This window comes from Bacillus pfraonensis, from assembly GCF_050768835.1.
GTDB classification, from domain to species: domain Bacteria; phylum Bacillota; class Bacilli; order Bacillales; family Bacillaceae_G; genus Bacillus_A; species Bacillus_A pfraonensis.
Genome location: NZ_JAHCDO010000031.1, coordinates 1 through 12,574 on the forward strand (window position 1 = coordinate 1; position 12,574 = coordinate 12,574).

General features: G+C 32.7%; 7 protein-coding genes, 1 pseudogene and 3 other annotated features. Of the genes and pseudogenes, 7 read left to right on the top strand and 1 reads right to left on the bottom strand.

The window, feature by feature from the left end; genetic code table 11:
• Positions 1-68 precede the first annotated feature (68 nt).
• The 5 genes and pseudogenes from KFD70_RS23180 to KFD70_RS23200 all read left to right on the top strand — a co-directional run bounded on the left by KFD70_RS23180 (position 69) and on the right by KFD70_RS23200 (position 7,534).
• Positions 69-908 (top strand): annotated as a pseudogene (locus tag KFD70_RS23180) (polysaccharide deacetylase family protein).
• An 878-nt stretch (positions 909-1,786) separates the two neighbouring features.
• The gene (locus KFD70_RS23185) at positions 1,787-2,773 is read left to right on the top strand and encodes a UDP-N-acetylglucosamine 4,6-dehydratase family protein (protein WP_336453156.1); all 987 of its coding nucleotides are present in this window, start codon (positions 1,787-1,789) and stop codon (positions 2,771-2,773) included.
• The gene (locus KFD70_RS23190; protein ID WP_336453155.1) at positions 2,770-3,678 is read left to right on the top strand and encodes an NAD-dependent epimerase/dehydratase family protein; all 909 of its coding nucleotides are present in this window, start codon (positions 2,770-2,772) and stop codon (positions 3,676-3,678) included. The genes KFD70_RS23185 and KFD70_RS23190 overlap by 4 nt, the downstream gene beginning before the upstream one ends.
• An 85-nt stretch (positions 3,679-3,763) precedes the next feature.
• The gene (gene murG / locus KFD70_RS23195; RefSeq protein ID WP_431613430.1) at positions 3,764-4,828 is read left to right on the top strand and encodes an undecaprenyldiphospho-muramoylpentapeptide beta-N-acetylglucosaminyltransferase; all 1,065 of its coding nucleotides are present in this window, start codon (positions 3,764-3,766) and stop codon (positions 4,826-4,828) included.
• 597 nt (positions 4,829-5,425) lie between these two features.
• A complete protein-coding gene (locus KFD70_RS23200) occupies positions 5,426-7,534 on the top strand; it encodes an LTA synthase family protein (protein ID WP_336453153.1) in 2,109 nt (702 codons plus the stop codon).
• 38 nt (positions 7,535-7,572) lie between these two features.
• Here KFD70_RS23200 and brnQ read toward each other — a convergent pair whose 3' ends face one another.
• A complete protein-coding gene (gene brnQ / locus KFD70_RS23205) occupies positions 7,573-8,937 on the bottom strand; it encodes a branched-chain amino acid transport system II carrier protein (RefSeq protein WP_431613431.1) in 1,365 nt (454 codons plus the stop codon).
• 105 nt (positions 8,938-9,042) lie between these two features.
• Positions 9,043-9,302 (bottom strand) — a binding site (T-box leader).
• A gap of 58 nt (positions 9,303-9,360) precedes the next feature.
• Positions 9,361-9,614, bottom strand: a binding site (T-box leader).
• Positions 9,615-9,662: 48 nt separating this feature from the next.
• Positions 9,663-9,923: a binding site (T-box leader), on the bottom strand.
• 626 nt (positions 9,924-10,549) lie between these two features.
• On the opposite strand from brnQ, the gene KFD70_RS23210 reads away from it, so the two are divergent.
• The gene (locus KFD70_RS23210) at positions 10,550-11,941 is read left to right on the top strand and encodes an amino acid permease (protein ID WP_336453151.1); all 1,392 of its coding nucleotides are present in this window, start codon (positions 10,550-10,552) and stop codon (positions 11,939-11,941) included.
• Between the two features lie 378 nt (positions 11,942-12,319).
• Positions 12,320-12,514 carry a hypothetical protein gene (locus KFD70_RS23215; RefSeq protein WP_336453150.1) on the top strand — a complete coding sequence of 65 codons (195 nt, stop codon included), beginning with the start codon at positions 12,320-12,322 and terminating at the stop codon, positions 12,512-12,514.
• Positions 12,515-12,574: the final 60 nt, after the last annotated feature.

Below are 12,574 nucleotides of genomic sequence, written 5' to 3' on the forward strand. Positions count from 1 at the left end.
TCACCTAATAAAAGTTCAGCTTTATAAATAATTCATATAAAAATCAATAGAGAAAGGATAGATAAGTAATGAAAAAATCACGGAGTAAGGATAAAACAAGTAGAATAATTAAAATAGTAATACCACTAGGAGTTGTTCTAGCAACGGCATTTTACATGTTCTTTTTAATTGGAACATTGAGCTCTACTCCTGCGAAAGGGATAGCTAAAGAAAATGTCAAACAAGTTAACACGCAACAAGAAAAGAAAAATGAAACATCACCGACAAGACAAAAAAGACCTGATGGAAAACCAGTAGGAAAAGTTGTTTATTTGACATTTGATGACGGTCCTAGCACATTAACAGGTCAATTTTTAAATGTATTAAAAGAACATAATGTTAAATCAACATTTTTTGTGCAAGGAAGTAATTTGCAAAATACAAGTTTTCAGGAAAACGTAAAACGTACAGTAAAAGAGGGACATTATATTGGAGCACATAGTATGACACATAATAGTAACAAGCTATATAAGAACGGACAATTTGTACCAGAGATGAAAGAAGCATTAGCTCTTATCCATGATATTACAGGCACAAATCCTAAATTAGTACGTCCGCCATATGGTTCTGCACCAGGATTAAAGAGTGAAGAAATTCGGAATCAAATTGTAGAAGCTGGAATTAAAGTTTGAGATTGGACAATTGACTCTAATGATTGGAAATTAAAAGATAATCCAAACCAAATTATAGAAAATGTAAAGATGGCAACGACAGAAGAGGTAGAAGTTGTTCTGATGCACGAAAAACCACAGACATTACAAGCACTGCCGGAAATTATTAAATTTTATAAGGAACAAGGATATGAATTTGGTGTATATAATGATACGGATCATTTTCATCTGAATTTCCAGAAAGATCACCGTTTGTAACATAAAATGTTCTAAAAGCTTTTAAAACATATATTTATATAAAACATAATTTAGAGATTAATAGTTGAAATTTAATGTACAATAAAATCAATAGAGTAGATTGCCAATAGAAAAATTAGAAGCGAATGATAAAATACCTCCTTTGGAATAATCCAGAGGAGGTATTTTATTATTAAAATTTAAACGATACTATTCATCCGTGAATGATGGTATAGGTACTACGGAGGTGTCTTTGTGATTTATGAGCGTATGTCTTTGGCATAACATTGTGGTGTTCTTTTCAGGATATAGATTAATAGTTGGAGATAAATATAAGGTGCAGATTAGGTTGGATTGAATTAAAGAATAAAAAAGTATCGAAGAGGAGTTCTAAACTTTTTAAGTAGTTTATGAAAGAACCAGTATTTACTTTAGGAGCTCTCTTGACAAATTTCTATCTTAATGATTATGTATTGATACTATAATTTGGATATAAATTCACTAACTATATAATACTGATGATGTAGATGTGATGAAGGCACGTTTTGTTATTAATATAAATGCATCTAATATGATATAAACAAGGGTTAACTCTATTGTTCGTTTACAATTATTAAATTTCTTTATTTAGAATAATGCAAACGGAATAAAGGTGTTAGATATAAAGTTTTTATAGGAGACATATAATATCTTCTGAAATACAAAATAGAAAGGGAGAAACTATTTAATTTGTTTCTCCCTTTCTATTTTGTCAAACAAATGTAACAAATGATTAGTATGATTTAAATCAATGAAAGATATATGGATAAGCCTATGGAAACATAAAGAATTCGTTTAAGTATCTGTTAAGTAGATATTTAACACATTCTATAGTGGTTATTTGTTAGGAGGAAAAGTAATTGTATAATAAAACAATTTTAGTTACTGGTGGTACAGGCTCTTGGGGCCATGAACTTATAAAACGATTATTAAAAGAATCTCCAAAAGAAATACGAATTTTTTCAAGAAATGAAACAGTTCAATTTGAAATGGGACAACAATTTGCTAATCATGATAATTTGAAATTTATTATTGGAGATATTCGTGATAAAGAGCAATTACATTCTGTTTGTAAAGGTGTTCATTATGTGTTCCATCTTGCTGCTTTAAAACATGTTCCGGTATGTGAATATCATCCTTATGAGGCAATTAAAACAAATATACATGGAACACAAAACGTAATTGAAGCATCCATTCAAAATGAAGTAGAAAAAGTAATATATGTTTCGACAGATAAAGCTGCTGACCCATCGAATACATATGGGATGACAAAAGCAATTGGAGAAAAGCTTATTATTCATGCAAATTTGCAGACAAAGAAAACAAAATTTATTTGTGTACGTGGTGGAAATGTTTTGGGGTCAAATGGAAGTGTAGTCCCTCTTTTTATAAATCAAATCAAGGAACATTCAAGAGTTGATATTACAGATTTAGATATGACGAGATTTTTCTTAACAATTGAGGAGGCAATTGAATTGTTATTTAAAGCGACATACGAAGGAAGAGGTGGAGAAATCTTTGTGATGAAAATGCCAGCTTGTAGAATTATAGATTTAGCAGAGGTTTTAATTGAGAATTCCCAAAACACAAATGTACAAATAAAAGAATCGGGGATTCGTCCAGGCGAAAAGTTAAGTGAAATGCTACTTTCTGAAGTTGAGAGTAGAACAAGTATATGTTTTGATGAAGACTATTTTGTCGTATTGCCTACTATTCATATAGGAGGTCTTCAAGAGTACTATTCAAATTATCCGCGTGTTACGTTACAAAACTATAATTCTCAACAGGAACTACTTAAAAAAAATGAAATAAAGCATATGTTACAACGAGGAGGTTTTGTATCATGAACAGAAATGCATGTCTTTTGATAACTGGCGCAAATGGTTTTACAGGGCAGCATGCCTATCGATATTTTTCTGAACTTGGTATAAATGTCATTCCCATGTTTCACAATCACTCTCAGATAACTCATTCAAACAATGGTGTTGTTTGTGATTTAACAAATAAAACTGAGGTGATGAATCTAATTAAAAAGATAAAACCTGATTACGTACTACACCTAGCAGGACGTAATTCTGTTTTAGAGTCGTGGAAGCAACCTCTTGAATATGTGGAAGTTAATATAATGGGAACTTCTTATTTATTAGAAGCACTGAGACAAGAAGTACCAAATTGTAAGACAGTTATTCTTGGTTCAGCCTTACAATCTGATTTTACAAAAAATACAATTCCTCCTCATCCGTATAGTTTAAGTAAAACTATACAAGCAATGATTGCGGATGCTTGGGGGGAATTAATAGGTTCGAATATTGTGATAGCAAAACCTTCAAATTTAATCGGACCAGGGGAATCAAAAGGTATATGTTCTCTTATTGGGAAGAAGTTAATAGATATTAAAATGGAAAAATGTGAGCCTGTTATTGAGATTCATAATCTACAAGATACAAGAGATTTTTTGGATGTCCGTGATGCAGTTGCTGCTTATCACATATTACTATGTGAAGGTGAAGCAGGAAAGAAATATGATATTGGTTCAGGAACAAAAAGGTCTTTATCAGAAGTGCTAAAAGAATATAGGGAAATAACGAAGCTAGATTTTCAGGTGGAGGAAACAAATAATAGGAAGAATAAAGATCAATCGGATTTAGTTCTAAATGATATTAGACAACTAGGTTGGACTCCTAGAATTCAGTTTACTGACTCATTAAAAGATATATTGAAATACATGAGGGGAAATATACGAGTACGGTGAAACTTTCCTTATTTTGAAGATGTATAAAATATAAAAAAGTTAGAGTGTTAACTTTTTAAATACACAATAAAGGAGGGAATCATATATGAACAAAAGAATTCTTTTCACTGGAGGCGGTACAGCAGGACACGTTATGGTTAATGTGGCACTAATCCCCAAATTTATTGAAAAGGAATGGGATGTTCAATATATTGGATCTCAAGATGGAATTGAAAAATCGTTAATTACAAATACACAATATCAAAGTATTTCAACAGGAAAACTTAGACGGTATTGGGATTGGAATAATGTGAAAGATCCTTTTAAAATTATAAAGGGATGTCTACAGAGTTATAGATTAATGAAGAAAATGAGACCGGATGTTGTATTTTCAGCAGGTGGATTTGTATCTGTTCCTGTAGTTATAGGAGCGTGGTTGAACAAGATACCTATTATTATACGTGAACCAGATAGTACTTTAGGGCTTGCCAATAAAATAGCGCTGCCTTTTGCTAAGAAAATTTGTATAACTTTCCCTGGTACAGAAAAGAAACTAAATCCCCAAAAAACGATTTATATAGGTCCAATTGTGAGAGAAGAAATTCAAAAAGGTAATGTATCACGTGGAAGAGCTTATTGTGGATTTCAAATAAATAAACCTGTGCTATTAGTAATGGGTGGAAGTCAAGGTGCGCAGTGGATAAATGGTATGGTCAGAGATAATTTAAATAAATTATTAGAGAAGTTTAATATTGTGCATATGTGTGGAAAGGGAAAAATGGATCCATCCATTCAGGCAGAAGGCTATAAACAGTTCGAATATGTAGGAGAGGAATTACCGGATATACTTAATCTTGCGAGTGTTGTTGTTTCAAGGGCAGGTTCTACTGCTATTTCTGAATTATTGGTTTTGAAAAAGCCGATGCTTTTAATCCCGCTCACTAGTGGTTCTAGTAGAGGAGATCAAATTATAAATGCGGAATATTTTCGGCATTCAGGTTACGCTGAAGTATTACTTCAAGAAGATACAACAGACTACAAATTTATTAATTCGATAAATCAATTATATAATGACAGAGAAACATATATTCAAAATATGAACAATTATAGAAGAAAAGATAATGAGGGAACTACTCAATTAGTTGATTTAATCTGTGAAATGGTTAAGTAATGAGAAGGGTTATACACGTAAGGATTAACAAATTGCATGACTGAATTAAGCTTTTGTGTTCGGAGAAAAGTTATCTTTATGGAGAAGATCAGCCATTTAATACTGATGATGCAAAAGCTGTACAAGCAGAGACTAAATAGGTGAAACTTATTAAAGATATGGGAAATCAGGTGGATTTAATTGATTCACTTTCAATCATAAAGAGGGTGTTGCAAAACTCATAAATATCCAAAGATGAATGCATAAAGAAATCCGTCTTCCTGGAAAAACGATAGTATTCCAAACTATCTCCAGAGAGGACGGATTTACTAGTATGATAACCACTTTTGAGGAAAGTCAATCGATTTTACATAGTTTTTTTGATTTATAACATTGCATGTTTATTTTAGTTTGGCAATACTCTCGATATAGTTTGTAGATACAGTATTTTTGCATTTTTTCGATTCTATCAGGTTGTAAAAAATACGAAGAAGTGTTATTTTTTAAGGAGTATTTAAGGTTATATCTGTATAATAAAAATAGATATGAGGATTGAGAGTATAATGTTTTTACTGATGCGGGGTGAAACAAAGAAACAAAAAGAAAAGAGGAAATAAATTGCATTTGGATGTTGTAGCTCAGAAACAAAGAAGAAATGAATTGCGTTTTAATTTTTCTGTTCAGCAGACAAGAAAGAACCCATTACTTTCTTTCATTATTAGCGGAATGTGGACCATTTTTTTAGAAACGTTGTTTTTTATCACGCTAGGCTATTTTGAATTAGAGAAGACTAAGCTATTTTTTAATGAGGGAATCACATTAAGTATAGTTACTATAATTTTATGGAGCATACTATTTTTTATTGCTTATTTGAATAAAGGGATGATCAATAGACTTAGACCAGCTATAGGAATTCATATTTTATTGTTTGTAATAGCTCATTTAATAGCTTGGCTTTATATATTCATACAAGAAAATATGAATTTTTTACTTGTGAATAATTGGATTTATTTGCAGTATGCACAGTACCTATTCAGCTTGGTATTTATTTATATGGTATATGTTTTAGTTTATAATTTAATTGGTAAAATTTTACTAAGTGTAATATTAACTAGTTGTTCTTTAATTATTCTAGCGATTGTTAATTATTTCAAAAGTATGTTCAGAGGAGAGCCGCTTTATCCGTCTGACTTTACACAAATCGGGCATATGCAGTCTGTTATACCGATGGTTATGGATTATTTTAGTTTGAAAAATATATTGATAGTAATCATTAGTATAGCTTTATTTATATTTGTAGTTTTTTATATTCGAAAACACATTAAATCTATAAAAATCCATATTAGTATGAGGATTGTTTTAATATGTGCATCCGTGTTTATGGTATATTCGTTTAGTAATTACCCTAATACATTTGTGAATAAGTTATTTGCAAAAGGGGGGATATACTTCCCTTTGTGGAATCAAAATATGAACTATGGTCAAAATGGTTTGGTTTTGGGGTTTTTAAGTAACTTAGATACAACGGTCATACAGGAACCAGAAGAATATTCAAAAGAAAATATGCTTCAAATTGCAGAGGATATAAAGAAACAATATGGCGATAATGTGGGAGAACAAAAAAAAGCAGAGAAACCGAATATTATATTTCTTATGAGCGAGGCTTTTTGGGATCCTACAAAATTAACGAACCTTTCATTTAGTGAAGATCCGGTGGCGAATTTACATCATTATATTGAGAATTTTCCAGGGGGACAAACAATAGCTCCTACATTTGGGGGAAATACAGCGAATACAGAATTTGAAGTGTTAACGAGTTATTCAATGAGTTTGTTAATGCCTGGTTCTATACCATATCAACAAGCTGTTACAAGTCAGAAAGAAATTCCATCCATCGCAAGTGAATTGAAAAAGCAGGGGTACTATGCGAGTGCAATTCATGCTTTTAATCGAGCGTTTTATAAACGGGACGATGTATATAATACATTTGGATTTGATCACTTTAATGCAGAAGATACGATGAAAAATAAAGAATTAGCTGGAGACAATATTAGTGATTTATCTATGAGTAAAGAAATAATAGATGAATTGAATAAGAGAAAAAAGCCTACATTTATTCATGCGGTGACGATGCAAAATCATTTTCCATATAATCCAGGGCGGTTTGAAGAAAATAAAATAGAAGTTAGTGGATTAACAAATGAAGAATCAAAAGCAGAATTAGAAATCTATACGGAAGGTGTAAGGCGTTCGGATGAAGCTCTACAATATTTAATAGAACAGCTTAATGGGTTAGAAAGACCTACTTTATTAGTCTTCTTTGGGGATCACTTGCCAGTGTTAGGAACGAATAAGGCTATTTATAAAGAGGCTGGATATATAGAAAATGAAGAAACTTTAAGTGAAAAATTAATTATGTCAGAAACGCCATTACTAATGTATGCAAACTTTGATTTGCCAAATGATAACTTAGGATTAGTAAGTCCGATTTATTTTTCAAATCTTGTTCTTGATTATGCTGGATTAAATAAATCACCATTCTATCAGTTTTTATCGGAACTACACAAAGAAATACCAGTGCTTAAAGATGATTTAAAGGTCGATAAAAATGGAGAAGAAATAAAAGATTTAACTCATAAACAAAAAGAAATGTTAGAGCAATATAAACTTATTCAATATGACTTACTTGCTGGAAAGCAATATAGTAAGGACATATTATTCAAATAAGCGAAAAGAAAGGGTGCCCTATAAAGGCAGCCTTTCTTTTACTTAGTAGATAACATTTTATCATTTTGTACCTCTGATTCATTAGGGGAAAAATAATCATTTCTTAATATTCCCCATAAATAACCTGCACAAGCTCCAAATATTGCAGGGAAAATCCAGCCCATTCCCACCGTATATAATGGAATAAAATGATAAAGGCTTTCGATAACATGTATTTCAATGCTACTTTGCTTCAAACCATCAACGATACTAATGAAAGCTGTTCCTGCTAAACTACCTACGTAAACAGATGAGTATCCCTTAAAATATTTGTGGAAGAAAGATAAAATAATTAAAACGATGGTTAAAGGATAAATCATAGTTAATATTGGAACAGAAAATAATATAATTTGAGTTAAACCTAGGTTAGCAAGAGACATACTAATGAAACAAAGAATTCCAATCCATGTTTTATAACTAAAATACGGTATAATTCTAGAAAAATATTGACCACAAGAAGTGATAAGGCCAATGGATGTCGTTAAGCAAGCAAGAGTAAATACTAATCCTAATAGGATACTACCCGAATTCCCGAATAAATGAGTAGTCACAGCCGTTAAAATAAGTCCGCCATTTTCAGTTGAAGGAAGCAAAGACTGGCTAGTAGCTCCTAAATGTCCTAACATCAGATAAATAATTGCTAAAAAAACACCTGCGATTATCCCTGTTCTAATAGTAATATGCGTTATCTTTTTTGCATCATGGATACCTCTTTTTTTAATGGCTGTAATAACAACACTTCCAAAAAGAAGGGCAGATAAAGCGTCCATTGTTAAGTAACCATCTATAACGCCTTTAAATATAGCAGTATGTTCATACTTTTGAGATGGTATTCCGTATTCTCCAATTGGATGGAATATACTTTGAATAAATATAATCGCAATAATTCCTAGTATAATGGGAGTTAAAACTTTACCAATTCGATCAAATAATTTAGAAGGGTTTAGACATAACCAAAAATTTAAAGAAAAATAAAGAATGGTATAAATAAAAAGCGATAAACTTTGGGTCTTTAACTCATTTGGAAGAAACGGAACAGCTCCCATTTCAAAAGCTACACTTCCTGCACGTGGAATAACTAAGAATGGACCTAGACATAAGTATGTTATGAGTGTGAAGGTAATTGAAAATTTTGGATGTACATGATTGGTTAATGCCTGTAAACTTCCGAACTTAGCGATAGCAGTTACACCTAATATTGGTAGACCAACTGAAGTAATAAGAAACCCCATCATTCCTTCCCAAATATTTGATCCAGCGGCATGTCCTAAGGAAGGGGGGAAAATCAGGTTGCCTGCTCCAAAAAATAGAGCGAATAACATAAGACCGATGTATAAGTTATCTTTCATTGAAAAACTTTTCATTTTTTATTCCTCCTGTTTTCATCTTTTTAATGTCTTTTGAATTAATTCTTACGTAGAAATAGAAAAATCTCACCTCCACAATCAAATACGCATAATATGCTTGATTGCTGAGGCGAGATTATCGCGGTACCACTCAGTTTCTCTATTTCCTCACGGTAAATAGACTCAGTAAGTCACTATGACTTTAGTTCAGTAACGAGAACTATATCGTTGCTTTCTACTGGCTACTGGATATGATTTTCTATCTTTCAAAAGCAAAGCTCCAAGACTACCTTCAAAGAGGTCTCATAGTCGTTCTCTCAGCCAGTGGAACGATTCTCTGTGTATGAGAATTCTCTTTTACTCCTTCTTTTCAACGCCATTATGTATTCAATTCATAAAAAAAGCCCCAACATTTGATTCATTTCTGGAAAATCAATCAAATGTTGGGGCGAGGTTATCACGGTACCACCCAACTTTTCTATTTCCTCACGGTAAATAGACTCAGTAAGTCACTATGACTTTAGTTCAGTAACGAGAACTATATCGTTGCTTTTTATTGGATATAATTTTTCCATTTTTCAAAAGCAAAGCTCCAAGACTACCTTCAAAGAGGTCTCATGGTCGTTCTCTCAGCCAGTGGAACGACTCTCTGTGTATGAGAATTCTCTTTTACTCCTTCTTTTCAACGCCATTATGTATTCAATTCATAAAAAAAGCCCCAATATTTGATTCTGAAAATCAAATATTGGGGCGAAAGTATCACGTTACCACCCAATTTTCCTATTTCTCTCACGAAAAACAGGCTTTATAAGTTTAACGAATAAAATTAAACTTAGGTCTGCTAACGGGACCAACCGTTACTTACTAATCTAGACACGAAATAGCTATTTCACAAGTAAAGCTCCAAGGCTACCTTCAATGATTTGACCGTTACCACCCTTTCAGCCTTGGGGCAGCTCTCTGATACGCTCCTAACCATCTACTCTCCTCTTCATCGCAGATAAAATCAGCACAAATTGCATTTGTTTAAGTTGTTATAACGGATTATAAAAAAATATAAGCTATTTTGTCAATACATTTTTTGAGCAACTCATCATTTCGTATTGTTAGGATTTGATTGAAAGGCGAGATTCCTATGTATAAAAATACTAGTGTTAATTAAATTTAGTAGACTATTCCTATGATTTTTACGGTTAAGGAGAATTGCTTCATTCTAAGATTGCATTTGGTATTTCCATATTTTCTTGGAGTACACGATGAGATAGAAAAGAGATGTTGATATTTAGTCTTAGAATCAATGGCGAGTAACTATTTCTATATTTAAAAAATATTTATTGGTAATTTAAATAGTGAAAATGTTGCTGTTTGTTACTAATACATTTAGTATTCCCTAATCGATTAATCTATATTAATTTCCAAGAAAAGTAATTGTATTTTTCAGATAAATCAATTATTATAAAATAAGTAATTTTATGAAGAAAGGAAGATAGGGGGATTTGTTCTAATTGTTAGGAATGATTTTAGAGCAGCTTTAAAAGAGAAAAAATGACGCCTGCTTTATCATTTTGTTACCTAATAGGAATTGTAGTATCATATTTTGCTGATGAATTGTGGATGAGGAGGAAATCTAGTGGCAAATAAAGAACTGAAAAGGGGATTGGAAGCGCGTCATATTCAAATGATTGCTTTAGGCGGTACAATTGGTGTTGGTTTATTTATGGGGTCAGCCAGCACGATTAGGTGGACAGGTCCATCAGTAATGCTTGCTTATGCAATTGCAGGGATTTTTATATTTTTCATTATGCGTGCGATGGGGGAAATGTTGTATGTAGAGCCAGGTACAGGCTCATTTGCGACATTTGGCCATAAGTATATACACCCATTAGCGGGATACATGACGGCATGGAGTAACTGGTTCCAGTGGGTGATCGTTGGGATGTCAGAAATTATAGCGGTTGGGGCATATATGCAGTATTGGTTCCCAGATCTGCCAGCTTGGGTGCCAGGTGTCATCACAATGGTGATTCTTGGTGCGGCAAATTTAATTTCTGTTAAATCATTTGGTGAATTTGAATTTTGGTTTGCAATGATTAAAATCGTTACGATTGTGTTAATGCTCATTGCGGGATTTGGACTTATTTTCTTCGGATTTGGTAACGGAGGGAGTGCGATAGGATTATCTAACCTTTGGGAAAACGGCGGTTTCTTTACGGGCGGCTGGTCAGGGTTCTTCTTTGCTCTATCGCTAGTTGTTGGAGCTTATCAAGGCGTTGAATTAATTGGAATTACAGCTGGTGAAGCAAAAGATCCGAAAAAAACGTTAACGAAAGCAATTCAAAGTACAATTTGGCGTATTTTAATCTTCTATATTGGTGCAATTTTTGTTATTGTAACTGTTTACCCTTGGGATCAGCTGAATTCAATTGGTAGCCCGTTTGTAGCGACTTTTGCGAAAATTGGGATTACGGCAGCTGCTGGATTGATTAACTTTGTCGTAATTACAGCTGCAATGTCTGGCTGTAACAGTGGTATTTATAGTGCAGGACGTATGCTTTATACATTAGGAATGAATGGGCAAGCGCCAAAATACTTCACAAAAATTTCCCGTAACGGTGTACCTTTATTTGGTACGGTTGGTGTGTTAATTGGTTTAGCAATTGGCGTTGTTTTAAGTTATATTGCACCAAAAAACTTGTTCGTGTATGTATACAGTGCGAGTGTACTTCCTGGTATGGTTCCGTGGTTTGTCATCCTGATTAGTCAAATTCGATTCAGAAAAGCAAAAGGAGCTGAAATGGAAAATCACCCGTTCAAAATGCCTTTTGCACCTGTTACAAACTATGTAACGATTGCCTTTTTAATTATGGTATTAATCGGTATGTGGTTCAATGAAGATACACGAATTTCACTTATTGTAGGTATTGTTTTCCTAGCAATCGTTGTCATTAGTTTTTATGCTTTTGGAATAGGAAAACGTGTTCCAGTAGATGTTCAAACAGAGAATGAAGTGGTTAACCGTTAATTCGCTTCGGCTGGTTAACATTTCTCTCATTAATAACATTAAAAATTTTGATGTAGGTATAAAGAATATATCAGAGAGCTCATATCAAGCAAACAACCAATGAGAAATACTCATTAGGCTGTTTGCTTTTTTCTATTGTTCTTTTTATTTTTTAGTAGTAGCAATTACTTAGAAGCACTATTTTTTACCTGTAAAGTGGATGAGTAAAAAGTTGTGAAAGTGGATGGTCCTTTTGAAATAGATATCCCTTATTATAAAAGAGGAGGGTAGTATGTTTTAAGTATCTTGATTATGTTCTCATCCAAAAAATATAAAGTTTTTAAGTTAAACGATTCGGTTTTCTGTTCAAATAGACTGGTTTTAGAAAGGAGAAAGGCAATGAAATTTGCAATTTTATTAGTTATTATTATTGTAATTGCATCACTTTTAGGAACGGTGTTTGTTACAAGAAACGCGGAGGAAAATTACGGTCAGTCTACGAAGCAGAATGTGAAGAATTTGTCTGCTATTTATATCGTCCTTCTTTTAAGTCTGCTTATAGGAGTTACGTGGTATGCGGTTGCTGTCTTGTAGTCTTTCTACTTTTGATAAATAGGTAGCCTAAATGAAATGTTTATTTTTTAACACTATTCT